At 60.1% G+C, this 17,780-nt stretch carries 20 protein-coding genes, 1 pseudogene and 1 riboswitch; of the genes and pseudogenes, 12 read left to right on the top strand and 9 right to left on the bottom strand.

Translation table 11 applies throughout. The annotated features are described in order from the left end of the window. Positions 1 to 134 precede the first annotated feature (134 nt). The 4 genes from BLU46_RS21410 (at position 135) to BLU46_RS21425 (ending at position 2,180) form a co-directional block, all read left to right on the top strand. Complete coding sequence (locus tag BLU46_RS21410) at positions 135 to 692, top strand: hypoxanthine-guanine phosphoribosyltransferase (protein WP_003216150.1); 558 nt, start codon at positions 135 to 137, stop codon at positions 690 to 692. A 3-nt stretch (positions 693 to 695) separates the two neighbouring features. After that, the gene (locus BLU46_RS21415; protein ID WP_063027169.1) at positions 696 to 1,163 is read left to right on the top strand and encodes a WbuC family cupin fold metalloprotein; all 468 of its coding nucleotides are present in this window, start codon (positions 696 to 698) and stop codon (positions 1,161 to 1,163) included. Positions 1,164 to 1,198: 35 nt separating this feature from the next. Further along, positions 1,199 to 1,684 (top strand): hypothetical protein, encoded by a 486-nt coding sequence (locus BLU46_RS21420; protein WP_093205206.1) that lies wholly within the window; start codon positions 1,199 to 1,201, stop codon positions 1,682 to 1,684. Positions 1,685 to 1,892: 208 nt separating this feature from the next. Then, positions 1,893 to 2,180, top strand: coding sequence for a PA4642 family protein (locus BLU46_RS21425; RefSeq protein WP_063027173.1), 288 nt, complete (start codon positions 1,893 to 1,895; stop codon positions 2,178 to 2,180). 94 nt (positions 2,181 to 2,274) lie between these two features. Here the strand turns inward: BLU46_RS21425 and mqo are convergent, their stop codons facing one another. Together mqo and BLU46_RS21435 are read right to left on the bottom strand one after the other, a co-directional pair. Continuing rightward, a complete protein-coding gene (gene mqo, locus BLU46_RS21430; RefSeq protein WP_093205211.1) occupies positions 2,275 to 3,783 on the bottom strand; it encodes a malate dehydrogenase (quinone) in 1,509 nt (502 codons plus the stop codon). Positions 3,784 to 4,509: 726 nt separating this feature from the next. After that, positions 4,510 to 4,743, bottom strand: a complete 234-nt coding sequence (locus tag BLU46_RS21435) for a hypothetical protein (protein ID WP_063027177.1) — start codon at positions 4,741 to 4,743, stop codon at positions 4,510 to 4,512. A gap of 184 nt (positions 4,744 to 4,927) precedes the next feature. On the opposite strand from BLU46_RS21435, the gene BLU46_RS21440 reads away from it, so the two are divergent. Beyond that, positions 4,928 to 5,512 carry a YajG family lipoprotein gene (locus tag BLU46_RS21440; RefSeq protein ID WP_003216157.1) on the top strand — a complete coding sequence of 195 codons (585 nt, stop codon included), beginning with the start codon at positions 4,928 to 4,930 and terminating at the stop codon, positions 5,510 to 5,512. A gap of 102 nt (positions 5,513 to 5,614) precedes the next feature. On the opposite strand, the gene BLU46_RS21445 is transcribed toward BLU46_RS21440, so the two are convergent. After that, the gene (locus tag BLU46_RS21445) at positions 5,615 to 5,824 is read right to left on the bottom strand and encodes a hypothetical protein (protein ID WP_008434269.1); all 210 of its coding nucleotides are present in this window, start codon (positions 5,822 to 5,824) and stop codon (positions 5,615 to 5,617) included. Between the two features lie 181 nt (positions 5,825 to 6,005). Between BLU46_RS21445 and BLU46_RS21450 the strand changes: the two genes are divergently transcribed. Continuing rightward, positions 6,006 to 6,263 (top strand): hypothetical protein, encoded by a 258-nt coding sequence (locus tag BLU46_RS21450; protein WP_063027179.1) that lies wholly within the window; start codon positions 6,006 to 6,008, stop codon positions 6,261 to 6,263. 134 nt (positions 6,264 to 6,397) lie between these two features. On the opposite strand, the gene BLU46_RS21455 is transcribed toward BLU46_RS21450, so the two are convergent. Then, on the bottom strand, positions 6,398 to 7,561 hold the full coding sequence (locus BLU46_RS21455) for a 1-acyl-sn-glycerol-3-phosphate acyltransferase (RefSeq protein ID WP_017477712.1): 1,164 nt from the start codon (positions 7,559 to 7,561) through the stop codon (positions 6,398 to 6,400). 144 nt (positions 7,562 to 7,705) lie between these two features. Here BLU46_RS21455 and BLU46_RS21460 point away from each other — a divergent pair, with 144 nt between their 5' ends. The 3 genes from BLU46_RS21460 to BLU46_RS21470 are packed head-to-tail and all read left to right on the top strand — an operon-like array spanning position 7,706 to position 8,813. Beyond that, positions 7,706 to 7,885 (top strand): CPXCG motif-containing cysteine-rich protein, encoded by a 180-nt coding sequence (locus tag BLU46_RS21460; protein ID WP_017477711.1) that lies wholly within the window; start codon positions 7,706 to 7,708, stop codon positions 7,883 to 7,885. 10 nt (positions 7,886 to 7,895) lie between these two features. Then, positions 7,896 to 8,156: a putative signal transducing protein gene (locus BLU46_RS21465; RefSeq protein WP_017477710.1), complete on the top strand. Its 261-nt coding sequence runs from the start codon at positions 7,896 to 7,898 to the stop codon at positions 8,154 to 8,156. Between the two features lie 36 nt (positions 8,157 to 8,192). Beyond that, the gene (locus tag BLU46_RS21470; protein ID WP_093205215.1) at positions 8,193 to 8,813 is read left to right on the top strand and encodes an SOS response-associated peptidase; all 621 of its coding nucleotides are present in this window, start codon (positions 8,193 to 8,195) and stop codon (positions 8,811 to 8,813) included. A gap of 133 nt (positions 8,814 to 8,946) precedes the next feature. Here BLU46_RS21470 and BLU46_RS33570 read toward each other — a convergent pair whose 3' ends face one another. Together BLU46_RS33570 and BLU46_RS33575 are read right to left on the bottom strand one after the other, a co-directional pair. Then, positions 8,947 to 9,789: a methyl-accepting chemotaxis protein gene (locus tag BLU46_RS33570; protein ID WP_408003278.1), complete on the bottom strand. Its 843-nt coding sequence runs from the start codon at positions 9,787 to 9,789 to the stop codon at positions 8,947 to 8,949. Between the two features lie 15 nt (positions 9,790 to 9,804). Continuing rightward, positions 9,805 to 11,148: pseudogene (locus BLU46_RS33575) on the bottom strand (HAMP domain-containing protein); the annotation flags it as partial. Between the two features lie 189 nt (positions 11,149 to 11,337). On the opposite strand from BLU46_RS33575, the gene BLU46_RS21480 reads away from it, so the two are divergent. Continuing rightward, positions 11,338 to 12,156, top strand: coding sequence for a M48 family metallopeptidase (locus BLU46_RS21480; protein WP_093205227.1), 819 nt, complete (start codon positions 11,338 to 11,340; stop codon positions 12,154 to 12,156). A gap of 160 nt (positions 12,157 to 12,316) precedes the next feature. Here BLU46_RS21480 and BLU46_RS21485 read toward each other — a convergent pair whose 3' ends face one another. The 3 genes from BLU46_RS21485 to BLU46_RS21495 form a co-directional block, all read right to left on the bottom strand. Then, positions 12,317 to 12,901: a TMEM165/GDT1 family protein gene (locus BLU46_RS21485; protein ID WP_017477707.1), complete on the bottom strand. Its 585-nt coding sequence runs from the start codon at positions 12,899 to 12,901 to the stop codon at positions 12,317 to 12,319. Positions 12,902 to 12,988: 87 nt separating this feature from the next. Next, a riboswitch (yybP-ykoY riboswitch) is annotated at positions 12,989 to 13,110 on the bottom strand. Between the two features lie 50 nt (positions 13,111 to 13,160). Then, positions 13,161 to 14,159 carry a class I SAM-dependent methyltransferase gene (locus BLU46_RS21490; RefSeq protein ID WP_063027185.1) on the bottom strand — a complete coding sequence of 333 codons (999 nt, stop codon included), beginning with the start codon at positions 14,157 to 14,159 and terminating at the stop codon, positions 13,161 to 13,163. 30 nt (positions 14,160 to 14,189) lie between these two features. After that, positions 14,190 to 15,152, bottom strand: coding sequence for a 2-hydroxyacid dehydrogenase (locus tag BLU46_RS21495; protein WP_256124611.1), 963 nt, complete (start codon positions 15,150 to 15,152; stop codon positions 14,190 to 14,192). Between the two features lie 87 nt (positions 15,153 to 15,239). On the opposite strand from BLU46_RS21495, the gene BLU46_RS21500 reads away from it, so the two are divergent. Both BLU46_RS21500 and BLU46_RS21505 read left to right on the top strand, forming a co-directional pair. Beyond that, positions 15,240 to 15,872 (top strand): LysE family translocator, encoded by a 633-nt coding sequence (locus BLU46_RS21500; RefSeq protein WP_063027187.1) that lies wholly within the window; start codon positions 15,240 to 15,242, stop codon positions 15,870 to 15,872. Positions 15,873 to 16,003: 131 nt separating this feature from the next. Then, positions 16,004 to 17,686 (top strand): fatty acid--CoA ligase, encoded by a 1,683-nt coding sequence (locus BLU46_RS21505; RefSeq protein WP_063027188.1) that lies wholly within the window; start codon positions 16,004 to 16,006, stop codon positions 17,684 to 17,686. Positions 17,687 to 17,780 lie beyond the last annotated feature (94 nt).

The raw sequence follows: 17,780 nt of genomic DNA on the forward strand, positions 1-17,780 counted from the left end.
CGGCCTAGATTAATCTATCCGAGGGTGTTGTCCTATAGACATCTAGTACGTTAGTCCATTAAGGCTTGAACGTTGCGCCTCACATGCGTACCTTTGCCCGCTTTTCTTGCCACAGCACCCCCTTGGAGAGCGCCATGTCCGCTGATCTCGAGCATATCCGTCAAATCATGCGCGAGGCTGACTGCCTGTACACCGAAGCGCAAGTCGAAGAGGCCATCGCCAAGGTCGGCGCGCACATCTCCCGCGAAATGGCCGACACCAACCCGGTGGTCTTTTGCGTGATGAACGGTGGCCTGATTTTCGCCGGTAAATTGCTCACCCATCTGCAATTCCCGCTGGAAGCGTCCTACCTGCACGCCACCCGCTATCGCAACGAAACCAGCGGCGGCGACCTGTTCTGGAAAGCCAAGCCGGAAGTCTCGTTCATCGACCGCGATGTGCTGATCATCGACGACATCCTCGACGAAGGGCACACCCTGGGCGCGATCATCGACTTCTGCAAACACGCTGGCGCGCGGAAAGTGCACACCGCCGTGCTGATCGACAAGGACCACGACCGCAAGGCCCGTCCGGACCTGAAGGCCGATTACGTGGGCCTGCCTTGCATTGACCGCTACATCTTCGGTTACGGCATGGACTACAAAGGCTACTGGCGTAATGCCAATGGGATCTACGCCGTTAAGGGGATGTAATCAATGGCAAGCTTTCTTGATCAAACGCTGTTTGCGGAGTTGGCCGAGAAAGCGGCTGACAGTCCTCGTGGCCGGCATCACCACAACTTTCACCAGATGGAAGAGCCATGCCATCGCATGGCCGTCGCGATGCAGCCCAACACCTATGTGCCGCCTCATCGTCATTTGAGTGCCGATAAGGCGGAAACCTTGCTGGTGCTCAAGGGCCGTCTCGGCTTGTTGATTTTCAGCGAGACCGGCGAGGTGCTGGCCAAGCGCGTGATGCAGGCGGGCGGTGAGTGCCAGGGTGTCGATTTGCCGCCCGGTGTGTTTCACGGCCTGGTGGTGCTGGAGCCCGATACCTTGATGTTCGAATGCAAAGCCGGACCGTATCGACCGGTGGGCGAGGGTGAGCTGGCCAGTTGGGCTCCCCGTGAAGGCGATGCTGAAGTGGCTGAGTATCAGCGCTGGATGCTTGCCCAGTTCGATTGAGCTAAAGTGCTGGGCCATCTTCCACGGAGCGGCCCATGCGCCTTTTGATCCGCAGTTGCGCCGCCCTGGCGCTGACCCTCAGTTTGCCCCTGGCGGCCGCTCCGGCGCCGCTGCATAGCCAATTCCTGCCTCCCGACGACCTGACCCTGCGCGCCGAAGCTCCGGACCAGCAACAATTGCTGCAAGTCACCGAGTATTCGGTGGTGGTGGGTAACCAGCGCCAATCCACCCAGCAGCCGATTCCGGTGACCTCACCGTTGATGATCCGCCTCAAGGGCAAGTCCCTGAACAAGGGCGCGACCATCACCCAGGTGATCCTAAACTTTGATGCCGAAAGCAAAAGCCTGAAAAAGCCGGTGTTCGACGATAAAAGCAAAACGCTGACCTTGTCGTACCCGATGACCCAGTACCGGGTCATCGTCGATTTGCTGCGCAACGACACGGTGTATGTGCAGTTCCTCAGTTACGCCAATGGCCATATCTGGGCCGATTTGCACACCGGCGCCGTTCGCCCCAAATAATCCAGCCGACGCGGATTCGGCGGTGTAAATACAGTCAATGTGGGAGCTGGCTTGCCTGCGATAGCGATGCATCAGTAACAGATGGGCCAGCGGACCCACCGCTATCGCAGGCAAGCCAGCTCCCACATTGGTTCGCGTAGCTTTCGAAGCCGCTGTGCCGCAGGTAAACTGCTTTTCCCGTGTAAATGTCTGCAGGCTGGAGTCGGTAATGCGTAAAGATAAGAAACAGGTGATTGGTGATGAAATCGGCGACGAGCAAATCAAGCTGTTCCTGGATTTCGAGCCGGTAGACGCCACTTCGCCGTCCCTGCACAAGCTGATCAAGGCTTACCGTGGCCTGCGTATCGACGACTTTGAACGCTTCCTGGGGTTTTTCAAGGAAGCCGGCCTGGACCTCGATGGCAAGGATGAGCATGGCCAGACCTTCGTTGAAGTGATCAAGGACCAGCGCAACGCCGCTGAGTACATCGAGCTGATCGAACAAGCCCGCGGCTGATTGCTACAGACGAAAAAAACGCCCCATTCGGGGCGTTTTTTCGTTCCCACGCTCTGCGTGGGAATGCATCCACTGACGCTCTGCGTCACGACGCTCAAGCGTAGCTTTCGGTCTCGCTGCTCTGCTCAACCAGTTCCAGGCTGATGTTGTTCTGCGTGTTGATCTTGCGATACAGCTCGGCATCGGTCTCCAGGACCTTTTCCCGAGCCGGGAAGATCTCGTGCAGCTTGGCAGCCCATTCACCGGCCGCTTTGGTCGGGAAGCAGCGTTCGATCAGTTCCAGCATGATCGACACCGTCACCGAAGCGCCCGGGGATGCGCCCAGTAAGGCGGCCAACGAGCCGTCTTTTGCCGCAACCAGCTCGGTACCGAATTGCAGCACGCCGCCTTTCTTCGGGTCTTTCTTGATGATCTGCACCCGTTGGCCGGCCACTTCCAGGCGCCAGTCTTCGGCTTTCGCCTCAGGGTAGAAGCGACGCAGGGATTCCAGGCGCTGTTCCATGGACTGGCGCACTTCGCTGACCAGGTACTTGGTCAGGTCCATGTTGTCCCGGGCCACGGCCAGCATCGGGCCGATGTTGCCGGCGCGAATCGACAGGGGCAGGTCAAGGAACGAACCGTGTTTGAGGAACTTGGTGGTGAAGCCGGCGTATGGCCCGAATAGCAGGGACTTCTTGCCATCGACCACACGGGTGTCCAGGTGCGGCACCGACATGGGTGGCGAACCCACGGCCGCCTGGCTGTAGACCTTGGCCTGGTGGTGCTTGACCACTTCCGGGTTGTCGCAACGCAGCCACTGGCCGCTTACGGGGAAACCGCCGAAGCCTTTGCTTTCTTCGATGCCCGAGGCTTGCAGCAGCGGCAGGGCCGCGCCACCGGCGCCGAGGAACACGAACTTGGCGTCCACATCACGGGAGTTGCCGCTGTTGACGTCCTTGATGCTCACGGTCCAGCCGGCGCCGTTGCGCTTGAGGCCGGTGACGCGCTTGCTGTACTTGACCTGGGCATCCGGTGCGCTGGTCAGGTGCGAGAGCAGTTGGTTGGTCAGGGCGCCGAAGTTGACGTCGGTGCCGTTCATCACGCGGGTGGCAGCGATTTTTTCGTCCAGGGGGCGGCCGGGCATCATCAGCGGCATCCACTCGGCCATTTCGCTGCGGTCTTCGGTGTAGTACATGTCCGAGAACGCGTGGTGCTGGCTGAGGGTTTCAAAACGCTTCTTGAGGAACGACACGCCTTTCTCGCCCTGCACGAAACTCAGGTGCGGCACGGGGCTGATAAAGGACTTGGACGAGCCAAAGGTGCCTTTCTTGGTCAAGTAAGCCCAGAACTGCTTCGACACCTCGAATTGGGTGTTGATGTGCACAGCTTTCTTGATGTCGATGGAGCCGTCAGCGGCCTGCGGTGTGTAGTTCAGCTCACACAGCCCGGCGTGGCCGGTACCGGCGTTGTTCCACGGGTTGGAACTTTCCGCGGCACCCGAATCCATCAGCTCAACGACTTCCAGCTTGAGGCCGGGGTCGAGCTCTTTGAGCAGTACGGCGAGGGTGGCACTCATGATGCCCGCACCTACCAGTACTACGTCGACTGCTTCGTTATGCGCCATTTAACGCGTCTCCAAAATCTGCAGCACCAAATTGACGGCATGGCTGCCAGGAGTGACGGGGCGGTTCACGTGATGCCCCAGGTTACCCATGGCCAGGATCGCCATGTCCGATTCTTCGCAATTTATCGCAAGCGGACGCTGCCGACCGGGCCTGATCTGCGTATGAACGCATTTAAGGGCACCTGTGGCAATTCGACTTATGGTCAAGCTCGTCCGATCGTGCAACCAAATCCGTAGCGGACAGGCTTCAAACTCCGGTTTTTGAGGAGTGCTCGGTCCTGTGTGGTGGGGCTGTTCCAGACGCTGATGGTGCTTGTACAAACGCAAAACTATTCATTTGCTCGCCACACTCTTGTGAAGTTGTGAAAACCCGTTTTTTTCACGCTCTTTTGAAGACGTGAACCTCAAAAAAGGGCTGCCCCAGCCTGGCACCTGGCCCGAAATAACTGCCGGCAAGCGGCAAAACGGGCAAACAACTCAAGTGGCCGAGCGCATGGCAGCTCTGGCAGATTCGGGTAAAGACGATGGTTTGCAGAGAAAACAGCAAGCTCGCCAGCTTCACTCGATCTGTGTGGGCGGCTCTCTGTGGGCGGTGCGGGGAGCTAACACAAGTGCATTAGCGATGCTGCGAGGCCCGATCAGGAGACGTCCTTATAATCGGGGGGAGATTGTAGCGAAGAAATGCGCGCAAATGGGCGTGTTTAATGACTTTTATTAGCAGTCTGGTCAGGAGGCCAACACATGCCGTTGCTGTGGCTGCGAAACCCGTGGGTTGATGCGGGCGCTGGCCGGCAGCGGGCGGTGCATCCAGCTCAGGCGAGTCTCTTCGACTTCGACCCAGCCTTCGCCGACGGGCGGCAGGCTGCACTGTTTGAAAGCCTGGCAGCAGCCATGGGCATCGAGCAGTGCAAAGTGACGATGACTGGCATGGGAAAAGAACAAAGATTTGAGAAGGCGCATGGTTGTGTACCCGGTTCGTTACATGCTGCGAAGGTTGGCAGTCTGGCATGACAGTGGGGTGACGGTTCTGTGTGAAAATTGTAATTTCGCCGACAGTTCAGGCGCCGTTCAGGAATTCTGGTGAGTGGCGAGCGCTCACCGTTATACTGGCGCCCTGTTTGCATCTAGTCCTGGAGAAATGAGTATGTTGCAACGCCTGTTGTTCGGTTTGATCACTGTGACCAGTTTGACCCTGGTTGGCTGCGCCCACAGCCCGCAACAACTCAGCCCGCAACCGAAAATCACCACCCAGTTGGCGCCTGTCGGCCATGGCCAGCCGGTGTCGGTGCGTGTGGTTGATGGGCGTCCGTCGCCGACCCTCGGCACCCGTGGCGGCCTGTACCCGGAAACCAGCGCCATTACGGTGACCGGTGCGGACGTGCTGCCCAAGCTGCAAGCCCAGGCCGAAGCGGCCGTGCGCCTGTTGGGCTTCACCCCGTCCAACTCGCCAGGTGCTCCACAACTGACCATCACCCTGGCCGAGCTGAAGTATCAGTCGCCCAAGGAAGGCCTGTACGTGACTGAAGCCACCATCGGCGCAACCTTCAAGTCCGACGTGACTGCCGGTACCCGTCGCTACAGCGGCCGTTACGGCGCTTCCCTGGACCAGCGCTTCGGTATGGCGCCGAACCAGGAAACCAACACCAAGCTGGTCAGCGACGTGTTGAGCGATGCCCTGACGCGCCTGTTCAAGGACCCGAGCATCGGTTCGCTACTCAGCTCGCAGTAACCGTCAGGCGGGCGCGGAGCGCCCCAGTCGGCATTCCTTTGCGGCGCGTGGGAACGATCACCGGGCTCAGCGATGAGCCCGGTTTTTTTACGCCTGTAGTTTTCATGCAGCCGTTTCGACATAAAAGTCCAGCACACTCACTCCAGTGAGCAAATCCAGCTCCGGCAGGTCGGCATGCTGATGCCCGCCGAGGGCGCAATACACCAGCCAGTGGCGGTCCTGCACATTGAACGCGAGGCCGCCTACCAGCGCCTCTTGCTCATCACTTGGGGCAATCAGATACAGCCGATCCTGGTTCTGCGCGTGCAACATGACAAGCTCCCGGGCTTTCGAAGGGCAACAGAGTGGCTTGTTAAGGTGACGTTCAGGTGACGCTGTAAATTACTGGATACATTAGCCGTCAATGGGGAAGGAGTAATGACGCGCAGGCGGCGCATATCATTCAGGTTTGTATCTGGATTGATACCAAGACACTGATACATCGAGGTTTGCGATGTCGCTGACCGCACTACTGCTCAATTCCCTTGCCCTGTTGCTGGCCTGCCCGGCGGCTTGGCTGCTGTTTGTCACACGCCTGCGGGAACAGCGCGCGATAGCCAGGCTTGCCGCGCAAAGCGAACTGCGGGCCATTGATCAACCGATGCTGTTTCTTGATGTGCTGACCCAGCGTACCCATCGCCTGTTCTACCGGCTGGGGTTTGTCTGGCTCGGGCTGGCGTTGCTGGTGTCCTTGTTCAGTACCCGATTGTAAGAACACCCTAAAACAAATGTGGGAGCGGGCTTGCTCGCGAAAGCGCGGTGTCAGTCAATACATGATTGGCTGATCCACCGCCTTCGCGAGCAAGCCCGCTCCCACATTAGGTTTGCGCTGTTGCTGGTACCGGGTTACAGGGCAATCCCGGCCTTGACCCGATACTGATTCCTCACCGGCGTCGCGTATTGCAGCACCAGATACGGCCGATGCTCGGCCGGGCACGCATTCAAGCGCCGCTCCCACTCCGCTTTCGCCTTGGCCAGCTCGTCCGCCGGGAATACCTCGGCTGCGGTCGGCACCTGCAATTGCGGGTCGGCATCGCTCCATTGGGCGTACGCCAGGTAATGCACCGGGAACAACCGATAACCGCCCAGAATCTGCCGGTCCATTTCGATCGCCAATAGCTTGGTGTCTTCGAAAGCCTGGGTGATCGGCGGCGCGAAGTTGACGTGCACCCGGCCCTTGTAGCCGGTGATACCCAGGGCAATGCTCACGTCATCTTCCCCCGGCGCCTTGCTGTAGGTGCCGGTGGTGGCGCGGATGTACAGTTCGCGGGCCTTGGCTGCGTCGCACGGGTCATATTCGTAGCTGATGGACACCGGCGTCAGGTTCAGTGACTGAATGACCTCGGCGAACGGCTCGTCCTTGCGGCTCATGTGGAACATCTTGAGGATCGCCGACTCGGTGCGATCATCCCCATCCTTGGCGCGGCCTTCGGCCTGGGCGATCCAGATCGACTGGCAGTCATTGCGAATCGAATGGTTGATGTACGCCGACAGCAGTTGATAAGCCGCCATCTTCTCTTTGCGCCCGGTAATCGAGCGGTGCACGATGAAACTCTTGTTCAGGCGCATCAGGTCGCTGACAAACGGCTTTTGCAGCAGGTTGTCACCGATGGCGATACGTGGCGTGGGCAGGCCGGCGTGGTACACGGCGTAGTTGACGAAGGCCGGGTCCATCACGATGTCGCGGTGGTTGGCCAGGAACAGGTAGGCGCTGCCGGACTTGAACTGCTCGACGCCGGTATAAGTCACCCCGTCGGTCGCGCGCTCGATGGTGTGGTCGACGTAAAACTCGACTTTGTCCTGTAGCGTGGCCACGGTGGTGACGCCGGCAAACTCACGGCGCAGTTTATGGGCGATCATCGGCTTGAGCAGCCAGCCGAAGGCGCCAGCAAAGCGCGGAAAGCGAAAGTGGGTCAGGATGTCCAGAAAGGCCTTGTCACTGAACAGTCGGGCCAGCACTGCCGGGACTTCGCTGTCGTTGTAAGGTCGGATGGTATCGAATTCGCCCATCATGCTCTCTTGTTAGAAACGGCTAGGGTAAGTAAAGGTTTGGAACAATAAATATCAGGGCGTGGTCCGGGCAATTGACCGGGACGAAAAATAGCCCTGTAAATAGACCGGCGATTATACGCACAAGTCACCTTGGAGACCGCGATGGAAGAGGAGTCGTACGAATGTCCTTATTGTGGCGAGGTAGTCACGGCGTTACTGGACCTGTCGGCAGGCGATCAGGAATATATAGAAGATTGCCCGGTGTGCTGCCGGCCCATCGTTTTCGAACTGCAGGTTCATGGCGACGAATGGATGCTCAACGTGCGCAGCGAGAACGAATAAAGGTACGCCCATGCAGCGAATCTACGAACCGGAAAACCTGATGGAAGGCGAGCTGCTGCAAGGCATGCTCGAAAGCGAGGGCATCACCGCGCATCTGGTAGGGCGCGATTTGCTCGGTGGCACTGGCGAATTACCGATTTATGGCCTGCTGGCCCTGGCGGTGGAGAACGACCAGGCCGCTTATGCCCGTGAGCTGATCACTGCCTACAACGGTGCGCAACCGCTGCCCGGTGATGAACCCGACAGCTTCCCCGACGTGTTGGTCTGTTAGGCTGTCGGCCAGTTTCTCCAAGAGTCGTGTTGCCCCATGTGTGGACGTTATGCCCTGTTTCGCTGGAACCCTGCGTTTGCTGCCTTGCCGGGCTTTCCGGCCGACCAGCAGGCCCAGTGGAACATCTCCCCCAATGATTCGGTGCTGATCCAGCGCCTCAGCGACGGCCAGCACACCCTGGCGCGAGCGCGCTGGGGCCTGACGCCGCCCTGGTTGACCGATCTCTCGCGCACGCCTGCCCATGCCCGCGCAGAAACCCTGGCAGAGCAACCGATGTTTCGCGAAGCCTTTCGCCAGCGCCGCTGCCTGTTGCCGGCCAATGGGTTCTACGAATGGCGCGGCACCCAGCGCAAGCGCCCGTACTGGCTGACGCCGGGAGAGGGCAGCACGCTGTTCTTTGCGGCGATCTGGGAAGCGTATCCGGTGCAGGAACAGGTGTGGCTGAGCACGGCGGTGGTGACCCAGGCGGCGCAGAGTCAGCGCCGGCCGTTGATTCTGGATGCGGCGGGGCAGGCAGCCTGGTTGAACCCCGAGACGCCGTTGCACACCTTGCAGGCTTTGTTGGCCAGTGAACCCTCCGCGTTGCGCGAGCGAGTGCTGGCCAATATGGTCAACGATCCGAAGCTGAATGGACCGGAGTGCCTGACTCCGGGTTGAGCGTTGTGTTGAATCGGCCGGCCTCTTCGCGAGCAAGCCCGCTCCCACGTTTGATTGCATTTCAACTGAAGGAATGCGGTCGAATGTGGGAGCGGGCTTGCTCGCGAAGGCGCCCGAAAGGGCGCCGCTTGACTTAAACCTTGAACTGATTGATCAACCGCCGCTGCTGCTCCGCCAGCTTGGTCAGGTCCGCACTGGCTGCACTCGATTCATCCGCCCCGCCTGCCACTTCATTGGCCACCTGCCCGATATTGATCACGTTACGGTTAATGTCCTCGGCCACCGCGCTCTGTTCCTCGGCGGCGCTGGCGATCTGGGTGTTCATGTCGTTGATCACCGACACCGCCTGGGTAATGGTCTCCAGTGCCTGAGCCGCCTTGGCCGCATGTTGCACGCTTTCATCGGTACGGTTCTGGCTGTCTTCCATCACCTGCACCACGTCGCGGGTGCCTTGCTGCAATTGCTGGATCATGGTCTGGATTTCTTCAGTGGCCTTCTGAGTCTTCTGTGCGAGATTGCGCACCTCGTCGGCCACCACTGCAAACCCGCGTCCCTGTTCTCCGGCCCGTGCGGCTTCGATCGCTGCGTTGAGCGCCAGCAGGTTGGTCTGCTCGGCAATCCCGCGAATCGCCGTAAGGATGGCGTTGATGTTTTCGCTGTCCTTGGCCAGCGCCTGCACCACACCGACCGCCTTGCCGATTTCCTCGGCGAGGGCACCGATGGAGGTGGAGGTGTCGCGCACAATCTGCATGCCCTGGCTCGCCGCTTGATCAGCGTGGCTGGCGGCTTGTGCAGCCTGGGTGGCGTTGCGCGCCACGTCCTGGGCGGTCGCGGTCATCTCGTGCACGGCGGTGGCTACCTGGTCGATCTCGATCATTTGCTTGTGCACGCCCTGGTTGGTGCGAATCGCGATGTCGGCGGTGTGCTCCGACGAGTCGCTGACCTTCTGCACCGAACTCACCACTTGGGTAATCATTCCCTGCAACTTGGCCAGGAATGTATTGAAGCCGCTGGCAATCGCCCCCAGTTCGTCGGCGCGATCACTGGTCAGGCGCCGGGTCAGGTCACCTTCGCCCTGGGCGATGTCATTGAGCATCGCCACCATTTGCTTGAGCGGCCGGGCAATCCCGTGGCCCACCAGCCAGATCACCAGCAAGCCAATGCCGGCGATGAGCAGACCGGCCACGGCCATACCGAAAATATCGGTTTTGCGCTGGGCGTCCAGGTCGTGTTGCATCGCCTGCAAGTCCGCCATTACCGCGCTCAAGGGCAGTTGCAGCATCAAGGTCCAGCGGGCATCGGTCTGGCCGATGTTGAACGGCAGGAACAACTCGATATGCCCGTGTTCCTTATCCACGTCGTAACGTACTTCGCCGATCTTCAACTGGCCGAGGTTGGACAGCTCGTTGCTGTCGAGCAGGTCGCTGGCTTTTTCCCCCAGCTTGCTGGCGTCCTTGGTATAGGCCACCAGGCGGCCGTTGCTCGAGATCAGCGCCAGTTCACCGGCGCCGTTGTACAAATTCTGATCAGCCTTGGTGAGCATTTCCTGGATGAAGTTCACCGACAGGTCGGCACCGACGATGCCCTGGAAGGTGCCGTCGATCATGATCGGTTCGATAAACGAAGCGAGCATCACCATTGCGTTGCCCACCTTGTAGGGGGCCGGGTCGATGGCGCAGGGCTTTTTGCTTTCCTTGGAGCACAGGTAGTACTCACTGGCGCGCACACCGGTGGACAGGATGGTCTGGTCCGCCACGTCAGCCAGTTTATCCAGGCCCAGGCTGCCGTCGGCATTACGGAACCACCAGGGCAGGAAGCGACCGTTGGTTTCGATACCGACTACCGGGCTGTTCACGTAGGCGGCGTCGTTGTGGTCGATGGCGTTGGCTTCCCAACCAATATAGGCGCCGAGAATCTTCGGGTTGCGCACCACGGTTTCGTGGATCAGGTTGATCAGTTGTTCGCGGGAAACTGCCAGTTGGGGGTTGCCGCTGGCGTCCTTCATGCCCATCAGGGCGTTGGTGGTGGCCAGGCCTTTGGCCGTCACCAGTGGCGCTTCCAGTTCACGCTGGATCAGCGTCGCCTGGGTTTGCGCCAGCGCGGTCAGGCGCTGCTCGATGATCTGCTCGAATTGCCCCTGGGTGCGTTCCTGCACCATGTCTTGGGTGCGCGCGCCGGCGAACAAGGCGTACAGCACCAACACCGCTACCACGCTCAGGACAATGGCCCCGGCCAGGGCTGCGACAGAAAATTGAATGGACTTGAACTTCATGACGGCTCCGAGCGCAGGGGAGATTGGCTGCTTGTTTATATCGGCCACGAGCGGGGGAGACATGAGGGCGATCCCCTCAAAATGACTGTGCCGGATTGGCGAATGTCGCAAATGGGATGGTCGCCAACGGTTTATGAATTTTTTGCGGCAGTGTGGGATATGTCTGAAATCAGGCGGCTACACGTCTGTTGTATCTGGCGCCGATACAATTGGCCGACTACGATACGCGCCATGTTTTCAGGGAGAAGGTTGATGAAAAAGACAGTAGCGGTATGTGCATTGGGCGTGTCGGTATTGCTCGCCGGTTGCCAGTCGGTCAACACCACCAGCGGCGGCGCCGTGGGCGTTGAGCGCAAGCAATACATGTTCAGCATGTTGTCGAGTCAGGAAGTCGACCAGATGTATGCGCAGTCGTACCAGCAGACCCTGGGTGAAGCCAGCGGCAAAGGCCTGGTGGACAAGACCAGCGCCAACGCCAAGCGCGTGCAGGCGATTGCCAACCGCTTGATCGCCCAGGCACCCACGTTCCGCCCGGATGCAGCGCAGTGGAAGTGGGAAGTGAACCTGATCAAAAGTGACGAGATGAACGCCAACTGCGGGCCAGGCGGCAAGATCTTTGTCTACAGCGCGTTGATCGACAATCTCAAACTGACCGACGACGAACTCGCCGCGGTGATGGGCCATGAAATTGCCCATGCCTTGCGTGAACACGGCCGCGAAGCCATGTCCAAGGCATACGGTATCGAAATGGCGAAGCAGGGGGCTGGTGCGTTGTTCGGCCTCGGTCAGGACAGCATGGCGCTGGCTGATACCGTGGCCAACTACGGCATGACCTTACCCAACAGCCGCAGCAATGAAAACGAAGCGGACCTGATCGGCCTGGAGTTGTCGGCGCGTGCCGGCTACAACCCGAACGCGGCGATTACCCTGTGGAACAAAATGGCCAAGGCTTCGGAAGGCTCGCCACCTGAATTCATGAGTACTCACCCGGCTTCCAGCAGCCGGATCGCCTCCTTGCAGGCGGCTATTCCGAAGGTGATGCCGTTGTATCAGCAGGCGAAAAAATCCTGATTTATAAGACTGAAATGCAAATCTGAATGTGGGAGCCCGGCTTGTGTGGGAGCCGGGGTTGCCCGCGATGCAGGCACCTCGGTGTGTCAGTTGCACCGAGGTGATGCTATCGCAGGCAAGCCAGCTCCCACTCAAGCCCAGCCCCCATATGGGGTTGCGTTTAGATCCAGCCGCTGCTCTGCATGGCCTTGTACACCGCAACAATGGCCAGGATGAAAAACGCCGTAGCCGCCAGTCGACGAATCAGCGTCAGCGGCAGTTTGTCCGCGGCAAAATTCCCCGCCAGCACCACCGGTACGTTGGCAATCAACATGCCCAGGGTCGTGCCGATAATCACCAGCCACAGTTCCGGGTATTGCGCCGCGAGCATCACGGTAGCGATCTGGGTCTTGTCGCCGATTTCCGCGAGGAAGAACGCGATCAGGGTAGTCAGGAAGGGGCCGAACTTGCGTGCAGTACTGGTTTCGTCATCGTCGAGTTTGTCGGGCACCAGGGTCCAGAGCGCCGTGGCACAGAAACTCGCCGCGAGGATCCAGTGCAACACCGCATCCGAGAAGAAACTCCCGAACCAGGCCCCCACGGCGCCGGCGGCCGCATGGTTGGCGAGGGTCGCGGCAATGATGCCGGCGATGATCGGCCAGGGTTTGCGAAAGCGTGCAGCGAGAACGAGTGCGAGCAGTTGCGTCTTGTCACCAATTTCGGCCAAGGCAACGATTGCGGTAGGGACGAGCAGAGAATCCAGCATCAGGTAAGTTCCAGGGGCGGGTCGACACGGCTATGACACGTACAGCCTTCCCGCCCCGGGTAAGGTGTTCGTGTCATAGGTCTTGTCAAACCCCGGTCCGTCTGTGCGGACTCCTGGGTCGCATACGCCATGGTCTGTTGACCAAGTATGTTGACGTATGCCGGACGAGCGTGGCGCTCGTGGGAGACTACTCCCCTAGGACGGAGCGGATTCTGCCTAGGCAAAATCCATTCGGCAAGCCTTCTTTCGGAAAAAGATTTCAGCCGCGCTTGGCACGGTAAATGCGGAAACCCTGGCCTTCTGCCTTGATTGCGCAGACGCCAAGATGCTCTTCAATCAGCGGCTGATACTTCAGGAAGCTGTTCGCTACCAAGCGCAGTTCGCCGCCTTTTGCCAGATGTTTGGCCGCTTTTCGCAGCAAGTTCTCCGTAGCGAAATAATCGGTGTGCACTCCGACATGGAACGGTGGGTTGCTCAAAATCGTGTTCAGATTCATCGGCGCTGCGTCGATGCCATCACCGGTCAACACCTCGGCTTCCAGACCGTTGGCGGCCAAGGTCAGGCGACTGCTGGCGGCGGCAAAAGCATCCACGTCGAGCATCGTCACCGTGTTATGCGGATAGCGACGTTTCACGGCGGCTCCAAGCACGCCCGCCCCACAACCGAAATCCAGCAAGTGACCGCTCGGCAACTTGTCCAGATGCTCCAGCAGCAATGCGGTACCGCGATCCAGACGACCATGGCTGAACACGCCCGGCAGGCTCACCACTTTGAGCGGCCCTTCAGCCAGCGGCACCTCGAACACCTGCGCCAGGCTTTCCAGCTCAACCGGCTCGGGGGCGTTGGCCACCGTGACCAGCCACAACTGGCAGTGCCGCGCATTGTCGAGCTTGCGCGGTTTGCCGAACGGGTTCAGTTGCTTGGCCGCACTTTCGATACCGCCTTTCTTTTCCCCGACCAGGTACAACTCTTTGCCGGGCAAACGCGCCGCCACGGCATTGAGCAGGTAATCGGTGAGGTCCTTGGACTTGGGCAGGAACACCACCGCCGTGTCGAACGAACGCTCGGGCACGTTCACGCCGAACTGGCTGCGCTCGGCAAAACGCGCGTCCAGCGCGGCCTGGTCGCCGGCGTGCCAGCTCCAGCCATGGGCGTTGGGCAGGCGGCCCAGCAGGTCGTCGGCGGGCAAGCCCACCAGCAGCACGTCGCCTTGAAAAAGTTCGGCCTGGCGAAGCAGTACTTCACTGCGCGGATCCATGGTCTGCTCCTTGAAAAGGGGCGCAGTTTATCAACTGACGACCCGCAGCGGGGCGCCGCTGAAAAAGCCCTGAGCGTTTTCGATCAATTGGCCGACGATCCGCTGCCGGGCTTCGCGGCTGCCCCAGGCGTTGTGGGGGGTGACGATCAAGCGCGGGATGTCGCCGGCCAGCAACGGGTTGCCGTTGACCGGGGGTTCCACGCTCAATACATCGGTTGCCGCGCCGCCCAAATGACCGCTGCGCAAGGCATCCGCCAGCGCTTGTTCGTTGATCAAGCCACCGCGGGCCGTGTTGACGATAAACGCACCGGGCTTGAGCAGCGCCAGTTCACGGGCACCGATAAAGTCGCGGGTGTGTTCGTTGAGCGGGCAGTGCAGGGTCAGCGCGTCGACCTGCGCCAGCAACTCGTCCAGCGGCACGCGATCGGCACGAGCCGGGCGGCCAGGAATCGCACCCAGGATCACGCGCATGCCAAAGGCTTCAGCCAGGCGCGCAACGGCACCGCCCAATTCGCCATGGCCCAGCAGCCCGAGGGTTTTGCCTTCCAGCTCAACGATCGGATAGTCCAGCAGGCAGAACTGCTTGGCTTGTTGCCAGAGCCCCGCCTGCACATCTCGCTGATAGTCGTTCAGGCGTGTCGCCAGATTGAGCAGCAACATGATCGTATGCTGCGCCACCGATGGCGTGCCGTAACCCTGGCAATTGCTCACGGTAACGCCGTGGGCGCGGGCCGCAGCGAGGTCGACGTTGTTGGTGCCGGTGGCGGTCACCAGGATTAGCTTCAGCTCGGGGCAGGCCGCCAGGGTCTCGGCATTCAGCGCGATCTTGTTGCTGATCGCCACCTGCGCGCCTTGCAGGCGTTCGATAATGTTTTCGGGTGTGGTCTGCTGGTGCAGGCTCAGCTCGCTGAAGAGTGCCCGCAACCCGCTGAGGTCCAGGTCCCCGAGGTCCAGGGAAGGGTGATCAAGGAAGACGGCGCGGCGATTGTTCATTATCAACTGTACCTTTTGCGGCGAGGTTCGAAGGCGTAATCTGCCGAGCCTATCAGATGAAATAATCAGTTACTTCCAGGAGTGTGCATGTACCTCACCGAGTTCTTGACCGTGGCACTGATTCACCTGTTGGCGGTGGCCAGCCCTGGCCCGGATTTCGCCGTGGTGGTGCGTGAAAGCGTGACCCATGGCCGGCGCGCCGGCACCTGGACGGCATTGGGCGTCGGTTCGGCGATTTTCCTCCACGTGGGGTATTCGCTGCTGGGCATCGGCTTGATCGTGTCCCAGTCCATCGTGTTGTTCAACGCATTGAAATGGGCGGCGGCGGCCTACCTGCTGTACATCGGCTTCAAGGCCCTGCGCGCCCAGCCGGCCAAGCCTGCCAGTGAAGAAGACCTGCACCTGGAAGTGGGTGAGCGTACCGCCCGTGGCGCGTTCACCTCCGGTTTCGTCACCAACGGCTTGAACCCCAAGGCCACGCTGTTCTTCCTGTCGCTGTTCACCGTGGTGATCAATCCCCACACGCCGCTGGCGATCCAGGCCGGTTACGGACTGTACCTGGCCGTGGCGACCGCGATCTGGTTTTGCCTGGTTGCCATGCTGTTCAGCCAGCAACGCGTGCGTGCCGGTTTTGCACGCATGGGCCACTGGTTCGACCGCACCATGGGCGCGGTGCTGATTGCGATCGGTGTGAAGCTGGCGTTTACCAGCATGAAATAAGCCGGATGCTGGCGCAAAGCTAGCATTCATTGGGCTCTGCAAATCATTCCTTTGGCTGATTTGGCTGAAACATAAGCGCTCTAAAGTGCAGATGTTTCAGCCAAGACCGTGCAGTCAGATAAGGGATTCGTATGTTGCAGACTCGTGTTATCCCGCCCGCCGAAGGCGCCTACCAATACCCGCTGTTGATCAAACGCCTGTTGATGTCCGGGACACGCTACGAGAAGACCCGGGAAATCGTCTACCGCGACCAGTTGCGTTACACCTATCCGACCCTGATCGAGCGCGTCGCCCGCCTGGCCAATGTGCTGACCGAGGCCGGGGTCAAGGCCGGTGACACGGTGGCTGTGATGGACTGGGACAGCCATCGCTACCTGGAATGCATGTTTGCCATCCCGATGATTGGCGCGGTGATCCACACCATCAACGTGCGCCTGTCGCCGGAGCAGATTCTCTACACCATGAACCACGCCGAGGACCGCTTTGTGTTGGTCAACAGTGAGTTTGTGGGCCTTTACCAAGCTATCGCCGGCCACCTCACCACCGTCGACAAAACCCTGCTACTCACTGATGGCGCGGACAAAACCGCCGAGCTGCCCAACCTCGTAGGTGAGTATGAAACGCTGCTGGCAGCAGCAAGCCCTCGCTACGATTTCCAGGACTTCGACGAAAACTCCGTCGCCACCACCTTCTACACCACCGGCACCACCGGCAATCCCAAAGGCGTGTATTTCACCCATCGCCAACTGGTGCTGCACACCATGGGCGTGGCGACCATCATGGGCAGCGTCGACAGCGTGCGCCTGCTGGGCACCAACGACGTCTACATGCCGATCACCCCGATGTTCCATGTGCACGCCTGGGGCTTGCCCTATGTGGCGACCATGCTCGGCCTGAAGCAGGTTTATCCTGGCCGCTACGACCCCGAATACCTGGTGGAGTTGTGGCGTAAAGAGAAGGTCACGTTCTCCCATTGCGTACCGACCATCCTGCAAATGGTGCTCAACGCCAAGGCTGGCCAGGGCGTGGATTTCGGCGGCTGGAAAATCGTCATCGGCGGCAGCGCGCTCAATCGTTCGCTGTATGAAGCGTCGAAGGCTCGCGGGATTCAGCTGACGGCGGCGTACGGCATGTCCGAGACCGGGCCGCTGGTGTCCTGCGCCCACCTCAATGAAGAATTGATGGCCGGCACCGAAGACGAACGCACCACCTACCGCATCAAGGCCGGCGTGCCCGGGCCGCTGGTGGAGGCTGCGATCATCGACGGCGACGGCAACTTCCTGCCTGCCGACGGCGAATCCCAGGGCGAGCTGGTGCTGCGCGCGCCATGGCTCAGCGAAGGCTATTTCAACGAGCCGGAGAAGGGCGCCGAGCTGTGGGCCGGCGGCTGGATGCACACCGGCGACGTGGCCACCCTCGACGCCTTCGGCGTGATCGATATTCGCGACCGCATCAAGGACGTGATCAAGACCGGCGGCGAATGGATCTCCTCCCTGGCGCTGGAAGACCTGGTCAGCCGTCACCCGGCGGTACGCGAAGTAGCGGTGGTCGGGATTGCCGACCCGCAGTGGGGCGAACGCCCGTTTGCGTTGCTGGTGGTGCGTGATGGCCATGTGATAGGGGCCAAGGAGCTCAAGGAACATCTCAAGCCATTCGTGGAGTTGGGTCACTTGAGCAAGTGGGCGATTCCAAGCCAGATCGCCGTTGTTACGGAAATTCCCAAGACCAGCGTAGGCAAGCTCGACAAAAAACGTATCCGTATCGACATCATCGAATGGCAGGCCAACAACAGCACCTTCCTCTCGACCCTCTGACGCTGGTTGCCGTGCCCTCATGGGCACGGCAGCGCTCTAGCCCAACCCTTCACTTGTGATTTACCAATTTTCAGCCATCCTTGCCGCGCTGGTC

The organism is Pseudomonas yamanorum, from assembly GCF_900105735.1.
Taxonomy (GTDB): domain Bacteria; phylum Pseudomonadota; class Gammaproteobacteria; order Pseudomonadales; family Pseudomonadaceae; genus Aquipseudomonas; species Aquipseudomonas yamanorum.

Bases quoted from the DNA above. Each gene is read 5' to 3' on its own strand.
- BLU46_RS21440 (WP_003216157.1), top strand. From the start codon at position 4,928: ATGTTGCAACGCCTGTTGTTCGGTTTGATCACTGTGACCAGTTTGACC.
- BLU46_RS21420 (WP_093205206.1), top strand. From the start codon at position 1,199: ATGCGCCTTTTGATCCGCAGTTGCGCCGCCCTGGCGCTGACCCTCAGT.
- BLU46_RS21485 (WP_017477707.1), bottom strand. From the start codon at position 12,901: ATGCTGGATTCTCTGCTCGTCCCTACCGCAATCGTTGCCTTGGCCGAA.
- BLU46_RS21500 (WP_063027187.1), top strand. From the start codon at position 15,240: ATGTACCTCACCGAGTTCTTGACCGTGGCACTGATTCACCTGTTGGCG.
- BLU46_RS21455 (WP_017477712.1), bottom strand. From the start codon at position 7,561: ATGGGCGAATTCGATACCATCCGACCTTACAACGACAGCGAAGTCCCG.
- BLU46_RS21470 (WP_093205215.1), top strand. From the start codon at position 8,193: ATGTGTGGACGTTATGCCCTGTTTCGCTGGAACCCTGCGTTTGCTGCC.
- BLU46_RS33570 (WP_408003278.1), bottom strand. From the start codon at position 9,789: ATGATTACCCAAGTGGTGAGTTCGGTGCAGAAGGTCAGCGACTCGTCG.
- BLU46_RS21505 (WP_063027188.1), top strand. From the start codon at position 16,004: ATGTTGCAGACTCGTGTTATCCCGCCCGCCGAAGGCGCCTACCAATAC.
- BLU46_RS21480 (WP_093205227.1), top strand. From the start codon at position 11,338: ATGAAAAAGACAGTAGCGGTATGTGCATTGGGCGTGTCGGTATTGCTC.
- BLU46_RS21425 (WP_063027173.1), top strand. From the start codon at position 1,893: ATGCGTAAAGATAAGAAACAGGTGATTGGTGATGAAATCGGCGACGAG.
- BLU46_RS21465 (WP_017477710.1), top strand. From the start codon at position 7,896: ATGCAGCGAATCTACGAACCGGAAAACCTGATGGAAGGCGAGCTGCTG.
- BLU46_RS21460 (WP_017477711.1), top strand. From the start codon at position 7,706: ATGGAAGAGGAGTCGTACGAATGTCCTTATTGTGGCGAGGTAGTCACG.
- BLU46_RS21490 (WP_063027185.1), bottom strand. From the start codon at position 14,159: ATGGATCCGCGCAGTGAAGTACTGCTTCGCCAGGCCGAACTTTTTCAA.
- BLU46_RS21410 (WP_003216150.1), top strand. From the start codon at position 135: ATGTCCGCTGATCTCGAGCATATCCGTCAAATCATGCGCGAGGCTGAC.
- BLU46_RS21495 (WP_256124611.1), bottom strand. From the start codon at position 15,152: ATGAACAATCGCCGCGCCGTCTTCCTTGATCACCCTTCCCTGGACCTC.
- BLU46_RS21450 (WP_063027179.1), top strand. From the start codon at position 6,006: ATGTCGCTGACCGCACTACTGCTCAATTCCCTTGCCCTGTTGCTGGCC.
- BLU46_RS21435 (WP_063027177.1), bottom strand. From the start codon at position 4,743: ATGCGCCTTCTCAAATCTTTGTTCTTTTCCCATGCCAGTCATCGTCAC.
- BLU46_RS21445 (WP_008434269.1), bottom strand. From the start codon at position 5,824: ATGTTGCACGCGCAGAACCAGGATCGGCTGTATCTGATTGCCCCAAGT.
- BLU46_RS21415 (WP_063027169.1), top strand. From the start codon at position 696: ATGGCAAGCTTTCTTGATCAAACGCTGTTTGCGGAGTTGGCCGAGAAA.
- mqo (WP_093205211.1), bottom strand. From the start codon at position 3,783: ATGGCGCATAACGAAGCAGTCGACGTAGTACTGGTAGGTGCGGGCATC.